Source organism: Streptomyces sp. NPDC090442, assembly GCF_044769405.1.
Taxonomy (GTDB): domain Bacteria; phylum Actinomycetota; class Actinomycetes; order Streptomycetales; family Streptomycetaceae; genus Streptomyces.
Genome location: NZ_JBIVXW010000008.1, coordinates 126,450 through 145,757 on the forward strand (window position 1 = coordinate 126,450; position 19,308 = coordinate 145,757).

Here is a 19,308-nt window from a genome sequence, read left to right on the forward strand (position 1 = left end):
CGCAAGCTCTGAAATGGCGCATTTTGATGGGAAAGCTACGCTCTCGCAGCCACCCGCGGTCCTGAACGCTCATGCTACGTACGGGCATTGTCGACGTTGCGATCGGGTGGAGCGACCGGCCTCCCCTCCCCGATGTCGCCTCGCCGTACTCCCCGTGGGTAGCGTCGCCTTGATGTCCGGTGCGTGCCGTTGACTGTCCTGACGGTTCGCGCTGCACGGTCCCCCAGACCTAGGGAGTGAGTCGGGACATGCCGCAGGACGGCGCACGGAGCACAGCCGAGGAGTTCACATCCGAGGTCGCCACTCGCGTCATGGTGACGGCATGCCGGCGCGCCGGCCTCGACGGTGATGGCGCGCACCTGATCCGCTTCGGGGAGAACGCGCTCTTCCGGCTGGCGGCGCATCCGGTGGTGGTGCGGATCGCGCGATCGATCGAGTACCTGCCCTCGGTACGCGGCGAAGTGCAGGTATCGCGTTGGCTGACGGGCGAGGGTTTCCCCGCCACACGGATCATCGACGACCTGGAACAGCCCCTGGTCGTGGCGGGGCGCCCGGTGACGTTCTGGCACCTGATCGTGGAGGGGGAACGGAAGGCCACCTACGGCGAGTTGGGCGCGGTCCTCCGTGACCTGCACTCCCTCGCGGTGCCGGACTCCCTGGAGTTGCCGCGCTATCCGGTCCTCGACCGCACCGACCGGCGCGTCGATGCGGCGGCGGGCATACCCGAGGCCGACCGTGCGTTCCTACGGGAGCGCGCGCATGAGCTGCGGGAACGCATCGCCGCTCTGGACTTCGCCTCGCAGCCCGGTCCCGTGCACGGGGACGCCCACGTGCAGAACCTCATGGTGGACCGGCGGGGTCGGGTGATCCTCATCGACTTGGAGCGGTTCAGCTACGACTTCCCCGAGTGGGACCTCATGGTGACGGCGACCGAGCACCACAGCTTGGGCTGGCAGACCGCGGAGGAGTACGGGGCCTTCGTCGACTCGTACGGTCGCGATCTCCATGCCTGGGACGGGTTCCCCACCCTGCGGGCGGTCCAGGAGTTCAACATGACGACGTGGCTGATGCAGAACGTGTCCGAGAGCCCCGAGACCGCCGCGGAGTACGCACGCCGCATCGCCTCGCTCCGGGACGAGACCGCGCCACGCCACTGGACCATCGGCTGACAGCCGACGGCCGACTCCCGCTACTCGTCGTCGAGTTGGGTCACGGCGTCCCGCACGCGTTCGTTGAAACGTCGAACGGCGGGGTTCCGCGCGTGGGCGGAGAGCGCGGCCTGGAAATCGCCCACGTACCGTTGGAAGCGCGCGGACTGCAAGGCGTCGCTCTCTTCGACCGCGAGGGTCGCGACCGCAAGGGCGGCTTCCAGGTCGCCGTTGAGCAGATGGCTCTGGGCGAGGACCATGCGGCAGAAGCCCAGTGTGCGGGCGTACTTCGGATCGGTGAGGGCGATGGCACGCTCGGCGAAGCGGACCGCTTCGGGGCCCTGGTCGAGGTCGCGGAAGCAGTGGCAGAACTCGCCGACGAGTTCGGCCTCGTCCATGTAGGAAAGCCACCCCGGGTCGTCGCCGGTGTCGGCCCGTTCGAAGAACGCCTCCGCCTCGTTCATGGCGTGGCCGGCGCCCTTGCGATCCCCGGCCGCGGAGAGCGCGCGCGCCTCGTGTAAGGAGAAGAGGGCCATCGCGCGCGGCGTGGCATGCCCCCTGCCGCCTTCGACCGATGCGCGGGCCAGCATGATGGCGCGGGGCACTTGGCGCAGGTAGTTCGCCTGGTGGCTCATGTTGGTGAGGATGCGCGCGCCCATCATGCGGTCGCCCGCGGCCTGGGCGAGGCGCAGCGTGGACAGCATGTAGCGGCTGGACAGAACGTGGTTGCCGCCGTCGTAGGCGCTCCACGCCAGCAGTTGCGACATCTCCGACGCGGCCTGGAAGAGCGCGTCCCCGACCCTGGAGCTGTAGCTCGCGCTCAGCAGCGGAAGCACGTCCTCCCGGAAGTAGTGGCGGAACGCCTTGTGCGCGTGCCCCCCGCCGAACTGGAAATCAAGCTGCATGAAGAACCCGGCGGCGGTCCGGACCGCCGCGACGTCCCGCATGCCGACCGGCCGCCTGGCGGGGGCCTCCGTGGGCAGACCGTCGGGGCGGGAGACCAGCCAGGAGAGCGCGGCGGAATGCACCTCGCTGTCGGACAACGGGGACGGGTCCGTCGGCTCGTCCTCCGGGCGCTGGTGGCTGAGGCTGTCGAGCGTGGCCAGTGCCTCGTTCAGCGAACGGGCGTAGCCCGTGCCGATGTTGGTGGGGGCAGTGGTCGGCGCGCCCGGAAAACCGAGGTCGTTCGACGTGACCCTCCGCCCCAACTTCTCGCTGAGCGCCTGGGCCATGAAGGCCGCGGTCTGGCGTTGGATGCCGCCGCCGTTCAACCACCGCTGCACGGCGACGTGTGTGGTGCCGAGGCATTCTCCGTGTCGCTGCGCCACGTCGCGAACTCGCTTCGCCAGCCCCTTGTTGGAGACTCCGGCCTCGGCCATGACGACGGCCAACCGATGGTTCGGATCCTTGCTCACGCTCTGCTGCCACCCCTGACGTTACGTCACATCCCGTGGCCCATGGTGACACAGGGTTGCCCCTCAGGGGGGTTCATCGTGAACCCCCCGACCGGGTGTTCGTGAACCCCGGTGTGCACATGAACTCCCCCGGGACCGCTGCCGTGTGGCCAACCCCCGTCGTTGACTGACGAGACAAGAGACCCCGGCGGTGCGTGAGGGCACCCCGGGGCGTGGCCAACCTGGTGAAAGCAGGTCAACAATGAGGAACTCTAGCGAGAACCTCTTCGAGCGGGTGCCGCGTCCGTCGCTCCCCGCCCGCGGCGAACATCGCGCCCTACCCGGCTCTGTCGTCGGGGGACGGCACGGTTCGGCAGCGCGTCCCACCGACCGGGCGCGGCGCGGAACGGCGGTGACGCCATGAGCGGCACCCACCCCCGTCTGCTGCCGTGGCCGGGCCCGGACGGGCAACCGTCCTATCTGGTGACCGACGACACCAACAGCTACCTCTCCCTCCTGGCCGACGAGATGGAGGAGGTCCAGTTGAGTGCGGCCGACGCCGTGCTGCGCCACGCCACCGACATGCTGGGTGACGAGGACGCCAGCAGCTACGAACTCCGTTGCGCGGGCCGCCGCCTGAGCGAAGCGCTACGCGACACCCTGCGCATCGCCGAAAGCAGGGGCGCCCGGTTGACGTGCGGTCCGGGCGGGACCAACGCGGCGTCTGGTACTCGACGCCGCCTGCTGCCCTGGCCGGGCCCGGGCGGGCAGCCGTCCTACCTGGTGTCTGACGACGGCAACAGTCATGTGTCGCTGCTGGCCGACCAGATGGAGGAGGCACAGCTCAGCACGGCGGAGACGGTGCTCCGCCTCGCCGTCGAGCTGCTCGGCGAGGCGAGGGTGAGCGTCTGCGAACTCCGTTGCGCCGGGCACCGGTTGTGCGAATCGCTGCGCGACGCTCTACGGGCCAGTGAGAGCAGGGGCGGACGACTGTCCGGGGGCGTCGGCGCGGACAGTGACGCGGAAGCCGACGTGGACGGCGACGGGAAGTCGCGGCGCAGCGCAGTCTGTCGTGACGGGAGGCCCGGCGGAGAGGCTCCGAGCTGAGCTCCGCTACGCGTTGGGCGTGCGCGGCGAACCACGCGGTGCGTCACGTCGCGTGATCCACCGCGCACGCCCGAGTCAACGCCGTTTCACGGCCCAGACAACGAGGGAAACGATCCCGACGCCCGCCATGGCCAACACCTTCGGCGACAGCATGCCGGGCTCAGTACCCACCCACCCCAGTTTCCATCCCATCGCGCAGAGCAGGCCCGCGACCGCCAGCGCGCTGATGACGGCGAGCGCACTACGTCCGGCCGCACCACGGTCTCGCCCGCCATCGCCCTTGCTGTTCTGCTCATCCATGCGTCCGATGCTATTAGCAAGATCACGATGGCGTGGACCGGCAGCGGCCGTTGCGGCCCCACCACTCGCCGTCGGTCCGCTCACCCCGAGAGAGCGGACCCTTGGGTGACCGGGCCCCGAACCGTCAGGGCAGCAGGATGACCTTGCCGAACTTGCCCGGGCCGGCCAGGCGGGCGTAGGCGTCGGCGAACCGGTCGAGCGGGAAGGTCGCGTCGACGGGTACCCGCAGCCGCCCCTGCGCCAGCAGGGGCACCACGGACGTCCGCATGGTGGCGGCCAGCAGCGCCTTCTCGGCGTGCGAGCGCCCGCGGATGGTGGTGCCGATCAACTGGGCGCGCGCGAGCATGAGGTCGAACATCCGCAGCGACGCGGTGGTGCCGGCCTGGACTCCCACGACCAGGACCCTGCCCCGGCTGCGGAGCAGGGCGACCCTCCGCAGACAGTCCTCGCCGCCGACCAGCTCCACGATCACGTCGTACGGCGCGTGCGCGGATTCCCGGTCGGGAGTAACGACCTCCACCCGCCCGTCCGGGCCAAGTGCCCTGACCCGGCTGTGGAGTTCGGGCCGACGTACGCTGGCCACGGCGTGCGCCCCGGAGACCGCGGCGACCTGCGCCATGGCCGTGCCCACCCCGCCCGCGGCGCCACTGACCAACACCCGGTCACCGGCGCGGACCCCGGCCTGGTCGACCAGGGCGTCCCAGGCGGTACTGAACGCCTCGGGGAAACCGGCCGCCTCCGCCCACGGCAGACCGTCCGGCACCGGCAGCAGAAGATCGGCGGGGACCGTGATCCGCTCGGCGTGACCACCCCCGCCGACCAGTGCCATCACCCGGTCCCCGGGCTCAACCCCCGTGACGCCGGGGCCGACCTGCTCGACCTCGCCCGCGACCTCCAGGCCCGGCACGTCGGCCGGCCAGCCCGGCGGCGCCGGGTAGTCCCCGCGCGCCTGCTGCAGGTCAGCGGCGTTGAGTCCGGCGGCCCGCACCCGGAGCACCACGGCCCCGGGCCCCGCGACCGGCTCCGGGCGCTGCACCAGCTGGAAGGTCCCCCGAGGATCGATCACTACGGTTTGCATGGGGGCAATGTATGCCCGGCCTCCCGTACGGCGAGCGAGGGGCCCGGGCCGCCGGCCCGCCTCACCAAGGCACGGTCTGGCCCTGGTAGTTGAGGTACTGCAGGCCCGGTTCGCCGCCGTGGCGTTCGATGGTGTCCACCACGCCCGGGATGGACTGATCGATCGTCAACGGTGCGTTGGGGCCGCCCAGTTCGGTGCGGACATGGCCGGGGCACATCAGCAGCAGCGTGTGCGCGGCGTCCGCGTACCGGGCGGCGTAGCTGCGCATCAGTTGGTTCAGGGCGGACTTGCTGGCGCGGTAGACGTCCTGACCGCCGTTGGTGTTCTGACTGAGGCTGCCTTGGCGCGAGGACATGACGCCGATGGTGCCGGTCGGCGCGACCAGCGAGCGGAAGGTCTCGACCACGCGCATCGGGCTGAGCGCGTTGGTGACCATGACCTCGACGAACATCTCCGTCGGGACCTCGCCGACCGGGATGTCGCCCCGCGCGATGGCCGCGTTGACGAACAGCAGGTCGAGGGTGCGCCCCGCCAGGCGTTCGCGGAGCGCGATGATCTGCTCCGGGTCGGTCATGTCCAGTGACTCGACGGTGACGCGACCCTCGGACGCGTCGGCCAGGTCGTGCAGACCGGTGCGCTGATCGCCTCGGACGGTCCCGATGACGTCCCAACCGCGGTGCGCGTATTCGGCGGCCAGGGCGAGCCCGAGGGCCCGGGACGCACCCACGATGAGGGCGGTACCGGCGCTCATGCCTGCACCGCCGGCTTGAGGACCTGCTCGCACCAGTCACGGAAGCTCGTCGGACTCGCGGTCCGCGGGGTGCGCGGCACCCCGTCGTCGAGGCCGTCGTCCTTGGCGCGCATCATGTCGAGGTAGCCCTGGGTGAGCGCGTCACCGAGGCCGCGGCCGACGAGCGCGGTGCCGAAGGCGTCGAGCGGCTGCCGCTCGTAGCGGATCGGGCGACCGAGCACGTCGGACATGATGCGCGCCAGGTCGTTCGGCGAGAGGTCCTCCGGGCCCAGCACCGGGACCTCGCCCGTACCCGTCCAGGAGCGGTCGAGCAGCAGGTCGGCCGCGGCCGCGGCGATGTCCCGAGTAGCGGCCCTCGGTGCCTTGCGGTCGGCGGTGACGGTCTCGGTGAACACGCCGTGGTCGCGGATCGAGGCCGCCTGCCACAGCAGGTTGTCGAAGAACGTCGGGTTGGCGAGCGCCCGATAGGCCACGCCCGTACCCGCGATGAGGTCGTCCATGGCCAGCGACGCCGTCACGTGCCCGGCGCGGCCGGCGACGGGGGTGCCCCGGCCGAGCGCCGAGACGCCGACGACGTGTCCGACGCCATGGGTCGTGAACGCCTTCGCGGCGGCGCCGGTGAACCCGGAGTACAGGGAATGCAGGCTCGGCGCCTGCGAGTTGGAGGGAACCAGCCAGAAGACGGCGTCCGCGCCGGCGAACGCCCGGTCGACGACCTCGGCGTCGCCGTGCGAGCCGGTGACCACGTCGACACGGGCGCGGACCGCGTCGGGGAGCTTCCCGGGGTCACGCACGACGACGCGCAGTTCTTCGCCGCCCGTGCGGGTATCGGCCAGGAGAATCTCCAGCAGCCGGCTGCCGATCTGGCCGGTTGGAGCGGTGATGACGATCATGCATCGAGTCTCGGGGCGGCCGTCCGCGGCGTCCAATACCCTTTCCGGCGATTGATACCTTCACGGCATGGATCTGGACTTACGCAAACTCCGCTACTTCGTCGCGGTGGCCGAGCACCGGCACTTCGGCCGAGCGGCGGAACACCTCTACATCGCCCAACCGGTCCTCAGCCGCCAAATCCGTTCCTTCGAGCAGGAGTTGGGGTGCACTCTGCTGCTGCGCACCACCCGCAGCGTCGACCTCACCCCCGCCGGCGAACGGCTCTACGAGGAGGCGCAGCAACTCCTCCCGTCGGTCGCCGCGGCGGTGCAGCGCGTCCACGACACCGAGCAGGGCGTCCAACGGCTCACGGTCGCCTTCTCCCCCGGGCTGCCCGTGTCGGACGCGATCCGGGCGTTCACGTCGCGCCACGCGGACGTCGAGACCGACGTCATCCCGACCCGCTGGTGGGAGCCGGACCGGCCGATCCGGGACGGTCGCGCCCAAGTCGCTTACCTGCGGCGGTCGTTCGATGAGTCGGGCCTGCGCGTCGTTCCCCTCGGCCACGACCCCAGGGTCGCCTGCATGCCCACGACGCACCCCCTGGCGGGTCGGCGGGAGCTCACCTGCGCAGACCTCGACGGTGAGCGGATGCTCGACGTCCCACGGCGACGGACGTCGTCGCTTGAGGAGAAGTTCGAGCTCATCGCCACCGGGCACGGCATCGCCCTCATCCCGCAGAGCATCGCGCGGCCCTACTCCCGCCCTGACCTCGCCCACGTCCCCGTGACGGACGCCCCGGCGTTCGAGACCTGTCTGGCCGTTGCCGCGGACCGGCGCGAGAAGCTGGTGCGCGACTTCCTGGAGATCGCCACCGCGACACTGCGGCACAGCGGAGCATCCGGACCGTCCGCCCTCCGGGCAGGGCACCGATTCGGAGAATCCGGATCGGTCACGTAGAGTTCATCTCGTCGACGTGGGGTGGAGCAGCTCGGTAGCTCGCTGGGCTCATAACCCAGAGGTCGCAGGTTCAAATCCTGTCCCCGCTACTCGAAAGCGAAGGCCCGGTATCCACCGGGCCTTCGCCGTTTGCGGGACCGGGCAGGTCCGCGCCGCGCACCGCCGCAGACAACCGGACGACCGGCGCCCACCACACCCTTCACGACCTTCAGTAGCCAAGCGGCCACCCTTGGTTACTCGTTGGCGCGCGCCGCCGTGGGTTCTCAAGGGCCAGGCGCCCAGCGAAGGTGGCGGTCAGATGAACACTGCGATCCCCAACGACTCCGCAGGTCCAGGCGTCGGCTTCGATGATCCATCACGGGCGCCGAGCTGTGCTAAGGTCTAGGCGTTGCAGTTGTGGTACCCATGAACCAATGTGCGCCTGACGGGAATGTTTATCCATCGGGCGCATTATTTGTTTTCCGGCATCTCCGGATGGGGCCTCTGCCTACAGAAGGAGAATTGTCATGGCACAGGGAACTGTGAAGTGGTTCAACGCCGAAAAGGGTTTCGGCTTCATTGAGCAGGACGGCGGCGGCCCCGACGTCTTCGCCCACTACTCGAACATCCAGTCCCAGGGCTTCCGTGAGCTCCAGGAGGGCCAGCGGGTGTCCTTCGACGTCACGCAGGGCCAGAAGGGCCCGCAGGCGGAGAACATCATCCCCGCCTGATCGCCGGACGCGTATCCGCTTACCGGGGTCCGCACCGCCATGGTGCGGACCCCGGTTTGCGCTGTTCCAGAAAGGCAGATAACTGCATGCCCCGCAGGCCCCAGAAGTCGAACCGACGCGCCTCGTCGACCCCGTCGTCCGCGCCGCCTCCGAGGGAATTCCGGTTGCCGGAAAGCACGACGCCCGCACTTCCCGCCGTCGAGGACTTCGCCGGTCTGGACATGCCCGCTGGGCTGCTGAAGACCCTCACCGCGCAGGGTGTGACCACTCCCTTCCCCATTCAGGCCGCCACGCTGCCCAACTCGCTTGCCGGCCGGGACCTGTTGGGGCGTGGACGCACCGGCTCCGGTAAGACCCTCGCGTTCGGGTTGGCGCTGCTGGCCCGCACGGCCGGGCAGCGTTCCGAGCCCAAGAAGCCGCTGGCCCTCGTGTTGGTGCCCACCCGCGAACTCGCCCAGCAGGTGACGGACGCGCTGACTCCCTACGCGACCGCGGTGAACCTCCGCCTGACGACCGTGGTCGGCGGGCTGTCGATCACCAAGCAGGCCAACGCGCTCCGGCGCGGCGCCGAGGTGGTCGTGGCGAGCCCCGGCAGGCTCAACGACCTCGTGGAGCGCGGGGACTGCGTGCTCAGCGACGTGCGCATCACGGTGCTGGACGAAGCCGACCAGATGACCGACATGGGCTTCCTGCCGCAGATCACCAAGCTGATCGAGCAGGTGCGGCCCGACGGGCAGCGCCTGCTGTTCTCGGCCACCCTGGACCGCAACATCGACCGCCTGGTGCAGCGGTTCCTGGTCGACCCCGTGGTGCACTCCGTGGACCCGTCCGCGGGAGCGGTGACCACCATGGAGCACCACGTGCTCCACATGCAGGACGAGACCGACAAGAAGGCCGTCACCACGCGCATCGCGGCTCGTGACGGCCGGGTCATCCTCTTCCTCGACACCAAGAGGTCCGCCGACCGGCTCGCCAAGCGGCTGCTGTCCGTCGGTGTCCGCGCGGCGGCACTGCACGGCGGTCGCTCCCAGCCGCAGCGCAACCGCACCTTGGAACAGTTCAAGAACGGCCAGGTCACCGCGTTGGTGGCGACGAACGTCGCGGCCCGGGGCATACACATCGACGACCTCGACCTCGTGGTGAACGTCGATCCCCCCGCCGACCACAAGGACTACCTCCACCGGGGCGGCCGCACGGCCCGGGCCGGCGGCTCCGGCAGCGTGGTCACGCTGGTCCTGCCCGACCAGAAGCGGGACGTCAACCGGCTCATGTCGGACGCGGGCATCCGCCCCCGGACGGCCCGTATCAAGTCGAGCGACGCGGAGCTGGCCACCATCACCGGCGCCCGCGAGCCGTCCGGTGTGGCCGTCACCATCGAGGTCCCCCAGCCGGCGACGCCGGCGGCGTCCCGCCCGGACCGCAAGGCCGGGGACAAGCCCGGCGGGCGGTCCGGCCGCCGACGCCGAGGCGGCGGCGGGGCCAAGTCGGCGGCGGGCGCTGCCCCCAGGACCGGGGGCCGGGGTTCCGACCGCCGATCCGCGACCGGGGCGACGGCGGCCGGTGGCGCGTCCGCAAACGGTGGCAGCGGTTCCGGCCGCCGAGCGGGATCCGGCGGACGGGCCGGGTCCGGCGGAGCCAAGGGCGGCGCCGCCAGGACGGGCGCACGCGGCTCCGACCGCCGAGGCGGCCGCCGCACCTCCGCCACCTGAGCCGCCGGGCGGCGTTGGCCCTGTGACCCTGGTCGCCTCGATCCGGTCGGGCCAGGAAGTGTGGGTAGGGGCGTAGGCGATCCCCACGTTGTTGTTCGCCTACGCCCGGGTCGGGTCGCGACGGGGCGGCGCCGCGTTCCGGGGGCGCACGCGGCCGCGCGGTTCCGCCCGCGGTGAACGCCTGCCCGACCGGACTTGACGATCACTACAGTTCGGTCGCATGACGACGGTTACCACGCGCACGGTCGAGTACCCGGCCGACGGCCTCACGATGATCGGGCACCTCGCGCTCCCGGCAGGTGCCGGCCGCCGGCCCGCTGTCCTGGTCGGGCCCGAGGGGACGGGGCTGAACGACTTCCAGCGCCACCGGGCCGACGCCCTCGCCGAACTCGGTTACGTGGCGCTGGCCTTCGACATCAACGGCGGGCGCTGGTTCACCGACCCCCAGGAGATGCTGGCGCACACCACCCCCTTGCTCGCCGACCCCGACCGGATGCGGGGCATCGGCCACGCGGCGCTCGACGTGTTGCGCGCCGAGCCGCGGGTCGACGCCGACCGGATCGCCGCCGTCGGCTACGGCACCGGGGGCGCGATCGCGCTGGAACTCGGGCGCGACGGCGTCGACTTCCGCGCGATCGCGACGATCAACGCCACGACCACCGGCAGACCGGGCGAGGCGGCGCGCATTCGCTGCCCGGTGTGGGCCGGGGTCGGCTCCGAGGACCCGATCATGCCGCCCGCACAACGGGACGCGTTCACCGCCGAGTTGCAGGCCGCGGGCGTCGACTGGCGCCTCGTGGTCTACGGCGGCGCGCTGCACGCCTTCCACCACCCGCCGGTCGACCAGACCGTGCTCCCCGGCGTCGGCCACCACCCGCGGCACGCGCAGCGAGCCTGGCACGACGTCGTCGCGCTGCTCGACGAGTGCCTGCCCGTGGCCGTCACGGAGTGAACCGACCTGGTCGCCCAACACCCTTTGCTCACACGGCAAATGACGAACCTGCACGTGAGTTGAGGCGGCAGGGGCGCAGACCACCACCCGCCGCGCCAGAACCGCCCACCTCTCCGCGGCCGACAGCCCGACCCCGACGCTCCGCCCGCGCCCCGGAGCGAGCGGCGATCCACCACGGCTTCGGACGGCGTCGTCCGCTTGTCTGTCCTTCGTGAACCGGGCTTTCGGACAACTCCCCGACGCGTGAGTCAGGCAGTGGCCAGGCACCGGGGGCGATCCCTCCGCCGGTGGCCCGGCCGCATCGACCGCCGTCGGCAATGGCGGCGGCCCCGACTCGGTGCACGCAGGAGGAACCAGTAATTCCCACGCGCAGGATTCTGACCGGAGCGGCCTTCGCGGCCATGGTCACCACCGGCATGTGCGCGCCGGAAGCGGTCGCGGCCCCGCCTGCCGCTGCCGCACCACAGACCGCTGCTGCGGCGCCCGGCTCCGCGTCCGGCGGGCCGGTCGTACCGTTCGCGCACCATCGCGGCACCGCCGGCTGTGTCGCGTGGTCATGGGCGGACGGCAGTGGAGGCGTGCTGACGCGAGCGGGCCGTGCCGGAAGCGGCAGGTGCCCGGCGTAGCCGGAGCGGTAGGGAGGCCACCGCGCACGCCGTAGCAGCGGCCGCCACCCCTCGGTATCAGGGGCTGGCGGCCGAGCCGTGCGTCAGCGGACGTTCACCCGCGCTCCCAGTTCGGAACGGCGGCGGATCTTGAGCTTGCGGTAGATGCGGGTGAGGTGTTGTTCGACGGTGCTCGCGGTGACGTACAGCGCGTCGGCGATCTCCCGGTTGGTGTACCCCTCGGCCGCCAGGCTGGCGACCTTTCCCTCGGCGAGCGTCAGCGCCGGTCCCCCGGCGGTCCAGGAGGCTTGGGCGGCGGCGCTCTTGTCCTGCGTCACGGGGGTCCGGGGCGCGGGGTGCCCGGGGGCCGGCGGGCGGATGGTGGGGGCGGGCGAGGGGGCCGGGGCCTGCCGGGTGGCGGGGGTCCGGATCTCCTCCAGGGCGCGGACACCGCCGCACTCCCGGGCGAGCCGTTCGGCCCGGCGCAGCGTTCTGCGGCCGTAGTTGAGGTCGCCGGTGAGCTGGTAGGTCTGTGTCAACGCCCCGAGCGTACGGGCCAGTTCGAGCGGGTCGCCGCACCGTTCGAGCACGACGGCGGACTCCCGGAGTCCCGCCGCGCGCCGCCCCATCGGGGAGGCCATGGCCCGCAGGCGGAGCGCGATGCCGCGGGTGCGGGCGTTGGCGGCCGGGAAGAGGTCGAGGTGTTCGTCGATCCGGACCCGCGCCTCCTCGCGTTCTCCGAGGCGCAGCAGGGTCTCGGCGAGGTCCAGGCGCCACGGCACCAGGCCCGGCAGTTCGGTCTTCCAGGACTGCAGGATGTCCCCGCAGCTGCGGAAGTCGTCGAGGGCGGCCCGCAGGCCACCGGTGGCCAGGTGGTGCCGGCCCCTGGCGCGCAGGTGGACCAGTCCGTAGGGGCTCCGCGCGAAGAACGCCGGCATGGGGCGGGACAGTTCCTCCTCGACCTCCTGGTGCCGACCCTGCTCGGTCATGGCCAGGAGTTTCAGGCCGCGCGGGAGTCCGAGCAGGATGCCCCACTTCGGGGCGTCGAGCAGTTCCAGCGCGGACTCCACCGAGCGCACCGTGCCGGCGGGGTCGCCGCGCCACAGGTCGACGACGCCCTTCGCCACCGACAGCATCGCGGTCCAGAGCGCCGGCACCGGTGCACCGCCGGCCTCCACCGCGGCCTGGACGGACCGGAGTCCGTCGGCGTCCAGTTGTTCCGCGGCCAACAGCGAGAACAGGGCGACCTGCGCCGCTTCGAGGTCGGTGTGGTCGGGTCGGGCGCGTTGCAGGATCTCCTCGGCGCGACGCGTCACGGGCTCCTGTTCGCCGCCGGTGAGTAGTGCGGGCAGTTCGCTGGCGCTGCGCAGCCACGGGAACCCGCCGATGATCATCTCCGGGCTCAGCTCGCATCCGTCGCAGCACTCGGCGTGCGGCATGCCGGGGAAGACATGGCGGAGCCAGAAGTCGGTGATGGCGAACTCGATGTGGGTCTCGGGGTCGCTCGGGCGGCCGGCCCTGGCCATCGCGAACACCTCGTCGGCCTCGTCGGCGCGGCCTTGCCAGGCCAGGCGCCGGGACAGCCGGGAGAGCCACCGCCCGGACAGGCTGCCCTCGCGGGCGCTGGCCACCAGGGAGTTCAGGCGTCGGGAGACCAGGTCCGGGTCCACCCACCAGGTGATGTCCAGCAGTTTGGCGTGGACCTCGACCCGGGTGAGGTTGTCGGCGCAGCCGTCGGAGGCGAGTTTGAGCAGGGCGATGGCGTGCTGGTAGCCGTAGCGCCGAGTCGCCTGGTCCGCGGCCTCGCACAGGATGCCCACCGCCCAGGGCTGCGGTGCGGCGCCGGCGGCGAGCAGGTGTTGCGCGATGTGCTCGGCCGGTGCGCCGTCCTCGTAGAGCACCTCCGCGGTGCGCAGTCGCAACCGGCGCGCCGCCTCGTGGTCCATGGCGCCGGTCAGCACCTCGCGGACGCGGGGGTGCAGCACCAGCCCCGGTGACAGCACGCCGCTGGCGGTCAGTCCGTCCAGTGCGCGGCGCAGTTCGCGGGGCGCCAACTCGACGACGCGGGCGAGTCGTTCCTGGTTGCAGAACGGGCCCAGGACCGCGACCGCTTCCACGACGTCGGCGGTGGTCGGGCAGTCGGCGGGGCGCAGGCGGGTCAGGACGGTGCCCGCAAAGGAGGGGCCGTAGACCGGTTCGTCCCGGTCCTCCTCGCCCGCGGCCACGGCGTCGTCCAGCAGGGCCTGGAGGAGCAGCGGGTTTCCGCCCGTCACGGCCAGCAGCTCGTCGACCAGGACGACCGGGGGTTCGCGGTCGAGCCGGTGGCGGAGCAGTGTGACCACGCCCCCGCGGGTCAGCGGGCCGAGGGTGAACGCGCGCCGGCGGGAGCGGGGGAAGAGGGCGACGCCGTGCCGGGAGTCGGGGGAGTCGGCGGCCCGTCGGAAGTCGGAGACCAGCACGTGCAGCGGCGCGGAGTCGAGGTGGCGGGCCAGTTCGCGCAGGAGCTTCGTGGAGTCCGGGCCGGCGAGTTGGGCGTCGTCCACGACGAGCAGCAGTGGTTCGGCGGAGGCCAGGGCGAGGAGGTGGTCGGCGAGGGCGGTGGGGGCGGTCGGCGGCTCGGTGGCCGTGGTGTCGCGCAGCGCGTCCCGCACGGCGCCCACCACGTCGACCGCGGCCGGCCCTTCGGGGTCGGGGCCGCCAACGGACAGCACCCGTATGCCCTGTGTCCGGGCGTGCGCCGAGGCCGCTTCGAGCAGGGCTGACTTGCCGCAGCCGACCGGAGCGCTGACGGCGAAGTACTCTCCTCGCCGTGCCGAGTTCGCCCCCATGCGGTCAGCAACCTCGCTCAACTGCGCGTCCCGTTCGACTAAGTACATTCCGCCTCCTGCGTTGGGCATGGCCCAGTTCCCGTACGGCTCGAACGTGCTCCGTGCGGAAGTCGCATCCGGGGGGGGACCACCTTGTCGTCAGAACCCGAACTCTTCGACCCGCCGCGGGTCTCGGCGTGTGCAGGTGCAACGCTCTTGCTCGGGCGACTTCCGTTCGGGACCGAGCAACTCATTACGCCATCCGACCACAGTCCGCCCGATTGACTCAAGATCGATCAGGGGATACCGGGCGACACTAGTCGCCCCTTCAGTCACCCCTACAGTCATTGCTACAGTCACGGACTACCTGCGGAACTAGTCACGCACTGCGATGGCGATGTCCCACTTCACGGCCGCTATCAAGCCACTCAACAGTGCTTTTCGGCCCGCTACTTGACTAAGGTTCTCGCATTGATCAGGTGCCCACAACCCGTTTCGAAAAAGCGGTCGTCGGGCGGCGGAAACGCGCACGTTACAAAGGGGCCAACTGCCGAGAAAGGCGTGTCACACGTGGGCAACGATGCGGGTGAGATGGGGTCGCTTTGCAGTTGCGTCATCCGAAGGAAACGTCGGGTGCGCGGTGGATTGGCCGGGCGGTGAGGGTGGCCCGCGACGTACCGCACCGCGGGCAACCGCCACCGCGTGCCGCACGGTGACCACCGCATGCGGTGCCGGTCCGCCCGGACCGAGCCCCGGAGCGCGCGGCGGCCCGGTTCCCCGCCGCCGCTCCGCACCCACCGGCCGAACGTCAATCCCCCACCACCGGCACTCGCCGGCGAACTGGAGGACGACCGCCCGGACGACCCGCCACGCTCCCGCCAACGCCCGCCGGGCCTCCAGCCGTTCGGACGATCCACTCGCACCCCGAGCCTGCACCCCGCCACGTGACCACGGCGCCGCGGGGCCCCTAGCATCGGACGGCATGCGTGGAACGCGGCGACTCAAGGTGGGATTGCGCGTGCGGGACCTGGACGCGTCCTGCACGCTGTACCGGAAGCTCGGCTTCAAGCAGATCCCCAACACCACCTACCCAGGCATCCGCTACCTGACCTTCGGCCACACCTGGTTGATCCTGTCCGGCATGTTCGACCACGGCCGCCACAACGCCGTTCGCGAGCAGGCGGCCAGAACGGGCCCGCTCGGCAACGGCTTCGTCCTGACCGTGCCCACCCGGGCACTCCAAGCCCTCCACACCCTCTGGCGCGTTGAAGGGCTCCCGGTGACCCTGGAACCGGAGGACGCCCCGTGGGGCCGCATCTTCATGGGCCTGGACCACGACGGCTACGAGTTGCTGTTCGAGCAGCTCACCCACAACCGACGGTCATAACCGGCCCGGCCCCGGTGCACAACGCCTCGACCAACGGAGCGGAGAGCACCTCCATTCAGCTGCCCTCCTTAGGCATACTATTCCGGCAGAAGCAGTACAGATATGGAGCATTTTCGTTGACTGTCGGAACCCTCACCCAGCGCGCGGTTGCCCTCGCGGGTGGCACCCTGCTCGCGCTCTCCCCCCTCACCGCGCAGGCCGCGACACCCGCCCCCGCCCAGTCCGAACCGCAGCCGGCCCTCGCCGCCAAGGGCGCGACGCTGGTGGACGACGCCAGCGGCAACACGCTCGTCGGCAAGGACGCGGACACGGTCCGCCCGATAGCCAGCACGGCCAAGATCATGGCCGCATCCCTGGTGCTCGACACCGCGGGCGCCGACCTCGACCGCCAGGTCACCGTGAAGCAGGAGTACCGGGACTACGTCACCGAGCACGGCTCCAGCACCGCGGACCTGCAGACCGGCGACAAGGTGACCGTGCGTCAACTGCTGTACGCGACCCTCCTCCCCTCGGGCGCCGACGCCGCCTACGCGCTCGCCGACACCTTCGGCTCCGGCGCCACCAGTGCCGAGCGCACCACGTCGTTCATCGCGAAGATGAACACGAAGGCCGATGAACTCCACCTGCCCCACACGAAGTTCACCTCCTTCGACGGAGGCGGCTCCGACGCCGGCACCCCCACCGAGCTGGCCGAGTTGGCCCAGCACGCCATGAAGAACGACACCTTCCGCACCGTCGTCAAGACCAAGCAGTACAAGGGCGAAGCCCCCGCTGCCAACGGCCGCACCCGCTACTACACCTGGACCAACACCAACCGGCTCCTCGACTCCTACGACGGCGCCATCGGCATCAAGACCGGTACCACCACCCCGGCAGGCGACTGCCTGGTCTTCGCGGCCACCCGCGGCGGCAAGACCCTCGTCGGCACCGTGCTGAACAGCCCCGACCGGTACGCCGACGCGACGAAGCTGCTGGACTACGGGTTCGGCGCGAGCTCCGCGAAGAGCACACCGCGCGCCCTCCCGGCGAGCGCCCAGCGCGACTGATCCGGCCCCGACGCCGCGGGGCGTGCGGCCACCACCACGAGGGCCGCACGCCCCGAGTCGGCCCGCGCCTCAGCCCTTGCCGAGCGCGTCGGTGAACGCATACGGCGACTGCGCGACACCACTGCACACCGGCGAGGAGGCCGGCTTCATGCTCCGCGCGGCCGCCATGCCCGCCGTGACCGACGCGTCCGGCGTCCTCGCGGCCGCGGTACATGCCTGGTCGCGGCTGACGGACCAGTAGGACATCCGCCCGACCCCGTTGCTCGCCGCCCAACTCGCCACGGACGCGGCGTTGGCCAGGCTGAAGGTGGAGCCGTCGTCGTTCACACCGATCATCGGCGTGATGCCGAGGTTGGCGTAGGTGTAGCTGGAGTCCACGGACTGCATCTGCGCCAGAGTGGCCTGACCCGCACTGATCGCGGCCGCACCCATGTCCGCGCCGGTGCCCTGCCCGTAATCCATCGTCATGACGTTGACGTTGTCCAGCTTCACGCCGGCCGCGTTGGCGGCCTTCAGCACGTTGACGCCGTCGTCCGTCAGCCCGTTGGGCAACACCGGCAGCGTCACCGAGACGGTCAGCCCGGAGTTCTGCGCCTTCAGGTCCTTGATGGCGGTCATCTGCCGGGCCACACCCGCGGTGTCCGCGACGGCCGCACCCTCGATGTCGAAGTCCAGGGAGTCGGCGCCGTAGGCGGTGATCTCCTTCTGGTAGCCCTCGTCGATCTTTCCCTGGTCGGTGCAGGTGAACGCCAGCGGCTCACCACCCGCTCCCCCGGAGGAAATGATCACGCTGGCACCCTCGCTCTTGGCCTTGGCGATCACCGGGTCGACGTTCGGATCGCTCCCGACGGGGAGCGTGTCGCCCCAGATGTTGTCGCAACCGGTGCCGATGGTGAACGCGGCGGTGTAGGTCTTCACGCCGTGGTCCGTGATGGCCGCGTCGAGCTTGCCTACGCCGGAGTTGCTCATGTCCACGTACGGGGCCAACTGCCCCGCCGCGTCGAGGCGGGTCACCGGTCGGAGCGCCTGCGGGTGCGCGGTGCTCGCGCTGGCGCCGGTGATTCCTACCGCGGACAGGGCTCCGGCGGCGGCCGCGGCCAGGGCGATGCGGGTCGACTTCCTCATCAGTGTCCGGTCCTTCCGTGGGGGGAGGGGAAGAGCATGACCGTTCACCGACAACATTTGGACTAGACCAAGGCCGCCGTCAAGAGTCCCGAGGTCCCCAACCACCCCGTCTTTGAACCTTCTTGGGCCACTCCTGAAGCCCGCCTTGCCATCCAGACGGCCGGCCGGCCCACCGGACATCTCGCCGAACACGCCCCCTCAGGCCACACGTCGCAACGCCCCCGTCGAATTCCGCCACGAACACCCGCCGTATGTCGAGAACCTGCGAGACCCACCCGCCACCTGGGCGACGGCACCACGCCCTGATCTCATGCCGAGGAACTCAACGGAACTCGCGGAACTCAGCGGCCCCCTGCTGCGCCGAGAACGCCCCACCGAGGCAGTCACGCCGAACGAAGGAAGGAAACGAGCATGGGCAACGTGGTGCTGGTCCACGGAGCGTGGAGCGACGGCTCGATCTGGCGGGAGGTCGTCGGCGACCTGCACGACCGGGGACACCAAGTGCTGGCCGTCCAACTGCCGATGACCTCGCTCGCGGACGACATCGCCTGGACCCGCAGGCACATCGACGCACTGACCGGCCCGGTCACGCTGGTCGGCCACTCCTACGGCGGCACCGTCATCTCCGGCGCGGCGTACCACGATCCCCGGATCAGTTCGTTGGTCTTCGTGGCCGGCTACGCGCCCGACGAGGGCGAGACCATCCCGGTGCTCAGCGACAGGGGCACCAAGATGCCCGGCCGGACGGCCATCGACTTCGGCCCGGACGGCTGGTCAACCCTCAACCCCGCGCAGTTCGGCAACGCCCTCGCGCACGATCTGCCGCCCCGCCTGGCCCGCGCCCTCGCCGCCGTCCAGAAGCCAACCCACGGAGCCTGCCTGACGACCCCGGCGCCCCCGGCAGCCTGGCACACCCTCCCCTGTGGCTACGTGCTCTCCACCAACGACCGCATGCTCGACCCCGGCCTCCAGCACTGGTTCGCCACCCGCGCCCAAGCCACCCTCACCGAACTCCCCACCAGCCACCTCTCCCCCCTCAGCCACCACGAGGCAGTAGCCACCGCCATCACACAGCTGCTGCCCGCGGACAACGCCTCGCCGATGGGCGATTGCGAGCGATGAACTCGGGCCCGGGGGCCGGGGCTTGACCAGAACCGGCCCCGGCCCGGGGCGCTCGCTCGAACGAACCGGGACTACCGCGGCCCGTCGTATGACGCGGACTGCGCGTACTTGCGGACGTGGTGGTGATGTGCCTGGCCGACGGGTTGGTCGCGTGGGGATTCGTCAGGCGGCGTACGGCCGTTCGTGACCGGGCCCCGGCGGCTTCCGTTGGGGCTGAGGGAAAAGGCCCCACCC

At 71.0% G+C, this 19,308-nt stretch carries 16 protein-coding genes and 1 tRNA gene; 10 read left to right on the top strand and 7 right to left on the bottom strand.

What is annotated here, in order from left to right; translation table 11 throughout:
• Positions 1-248: 248 nt before the first annotated feature.
• Entirely contained in the window at positions 249-1,169 is a 921-nt protein-coding gene (locus ACIQU6_RS08725; RefSeq protein WP_403480912.1) for an aminoglycoside phosphotransferase family protein, read from the top strand.
• Between the two features lie 20 nt (positions 1,170-1,189).
• Here ACIQU6_RS08725 and ACIQU6_RS08730 read toward each other — a convergent pair whose 3' ends face one another.
• Positions 1,190-2,563 carry a sporulation protein gene (locus ACIQU6_RS08730; RefSeq protein ID WP_403480913.1) on the bottom strand — a complete coding sequence of 458 codons (1,374 nt, stop codon included), beginning with the start codon at positions 2,561-2,563 and terminating at the stop codon, positions 1,190-1,192.
• Positions 2,564-2,962: 399 nt separating this feature from the next.
• Here ACIQU6_RS08730 and ACIQU6_RS08735 point away from each other — a divergent pair, with 399 nt between their 5' ends.
• Positions 2,963-3,649 (top strand): hypothetical protein, encoded by a 687-nt coding sequence (locus tag ACIQU6_RS08735; protein ID WP_403480914.1) that lies wholly within the window; start codon positions 2,963-2,965, stop codon positions 3,647-3,649.
• Between the two features lie 75 nt (positions 3,650-3,724).
• Here the strand turns inward: ACIQU6_RS08735 and ACIQU6_RS08740 are convergent, their stop codons facing one another.
• From ACIQU6_RS08740 to ACIQU6_RS08755, 4 genes are all read right to left on the bottom strand, one after another.
• On the bottom strand, positions 3,725-3,949 hold the full coding sequence (locus ACIQU6_RS08740) for a hypothetical protein (protein WP_403480915.1): 225 nt from the start codon (positions 3,947-3,949) through the stop codon (positions 3,725-3,727).
• A gap of 124 nt (positions 3,950-4,073) precedes the next feature.
• Positions 4,074-5,027, bottom strand: coding sequence for an alcohol dehydrogenase catalytic domain-containing protein (locus tag ACIQU6_RS08745; protein ID WP_403480916.1), 954 nt, complete (start codon positions 5,025-5,027; stop codon positions 4,074-4,076).
• Positions 5,028-5,088: 61 nt separating this feature from the next.
• Positions 5,089-5,778, bottom strand: a complete 690-nt coding sequence (locus tag ACIQU6_RS08750) for an SDR family NAD(P)-dependent oxidoreductase (protein ID WP_403480917.1) — start codon at positions 5,776-5,778, stop codon at positions 5,089-5,091.
• A complete protein-coding gene (locus ACIQU6_RS08755; protein WP_403480918.1) occupies positions 5,775-6,671 on the bottom strand; it encodes an NAD(P)H-binding protein in 897 nt (298 codons plus the stop codon). The genes ACIQU6_RS08750 and ACIQU6_RS08755 overlap by 4 nt, the downstream gene beginning before the upstream one ends.
• A gap of 67 nt (positions 6,672-6,738) precedes the next feature.
• Here ACIQU6_RS08755 and ACIQU6_RS08760 point away from each other — a divergent pair, with 67 nt between their 5' ends.
• The 5 genes from ACIQU6_RS08760 (at position 6,739) to ACIQU6_RS08780 (ending at position 10,982) form a co-directional block, all read left to right on the top strand.
• On the top strand, positions 6,739-7,611 hold the full coding sequence (locus tag ACIQU6_RS08760; protein ID WP_403480919.1) for a LysR family transcriptional regulator: 873 nt from the start codon (positions 6,739-6,741) through the stop codon (positions 7,609-7,611).
• A 15-nt stretch (positions 7,612-7,626) separates the two neighbouring features.
• Positions 7,627-7,700, top strand: a tRNA-Met gene (locus ACIQU6_RS08765).
• A 417-nt stretch (positions 7,701-8,117) separates the two neighbouring features.
• Positions 8,118-8,321: a cold-shock protein gene (locus ACIQU6_RS08770; RefSeq protein ID WP_403480920.1), complete on the top strand. Its 204-nt coding sequence runs from the start codon at positions 8,118-8,120 to the stop codon at positions 8,319-8,321.
• Between the two features lie 86 nt (positions 8,322-8,407).
• Positions 8,408-10,030, top strand: a complete 1,623-nt coding sequence (locus ACIQU6_RS08775) for a DEAD/DEAH box helicase (protein ID WP_403480921.1) — start codon at positions 8,408-8,410, stop codon at positions 10,028-10,030.
• Positions 10,031-10,250: 220 nt separating this feature from the next.
• On the top strand, positions 10,251-10,982 hold the full coding sequence (locus ACIQU6_RS08780; RefSeq protein WP_403480922.1) for a dienelactone hydrolase family protein: 732 nt from the start codon (positions 10,251-10,253) through the stop codon (positions 10,980-10,982).
• Positions 10,983-11,691: 709 nt separating this feature from the next.
• On the opposite strand, the gene ACIQU6_RS08785 is transcribed toward ACIQU6_RS08780, so the two are convergent.
• Complete coding sequence (locus tag ACIQU6_RS08785; RefSeq protein ID WP_403480923.1) at positions 11,692-14,463, bottom strand: AAA family ATPase; 2,772 nt, start codon at positions 14,461-14,463, stop codon at positions 11,692-11,694.
• A gap of 949 nt (positions 14,464-15,412) precedes the next feature.
• Here ACIQU6_RS08785 and ACIQU6_RS08790 point away from each other — a divergent pair.
• Together ACIQU6_RS08790 and ACIQU6_RS08795 are read left to right on the top strand one after the other, a co-directional pair.
• Positions 15,413-15,781 (top strand): VOC family protein, encoded by a 369-nt coding sequence (locus ACIQU6_RS08790; protein WP_403480924.1) that lies wholly within the window; start codon positions 15,413-15,415, stop codon positions 15,779-15,781.
• Between the two features lie 116 nt (positions 15,782-15,897).
• The gene (locus tag ACIQU6_RS08795; RefSeq protein WP_403480925.1) at positions 15,898-16,827 is read left to right on the top strand and encodes a D-alanyl-D-alanine carboxypeptidase family protein; all 930 of its coding nucleotides are present in this window, start codon (positions 15,898-15,900) and stop codon (positions 16,825-16,827) included.
• Positions 16,828-16,896: 69 nt separating this feature from the next.
• On the opposite strand, the gene ACIQU6_RS08800 is transcribed toward ACIQU6_RS08795, so the two are convergent.
• A complete protein-coding gene (locus tag ACIQU6_RS08800; RefSeq protein ID WP_403480926.1) occupies positions 16,897-17,952 on the bottom strand; it encodes a chitinase in 1,056 nt (351 codons plus the stop codon).
• Positions 17,953-18,363: 411 nt separating this feature from the next.
• Between ACIQU6_RS08800 and ACIQU6_RS08805 the strand changes: the two genes are divergently transcribed.
• Positions 18,364-19,074 (top strand): alpha/beta fold hydrolase, encoded by a 711-nt coding sequence (locus tag ACIQU6_RS08805; protein ID WP_403480927.1) that lies wholly within the window; start codon positions 18,364-18,366, stop codon positions 19,072-19,074.
• Positions 19,075-19,308: the final 234 nt, after the last annotated feature.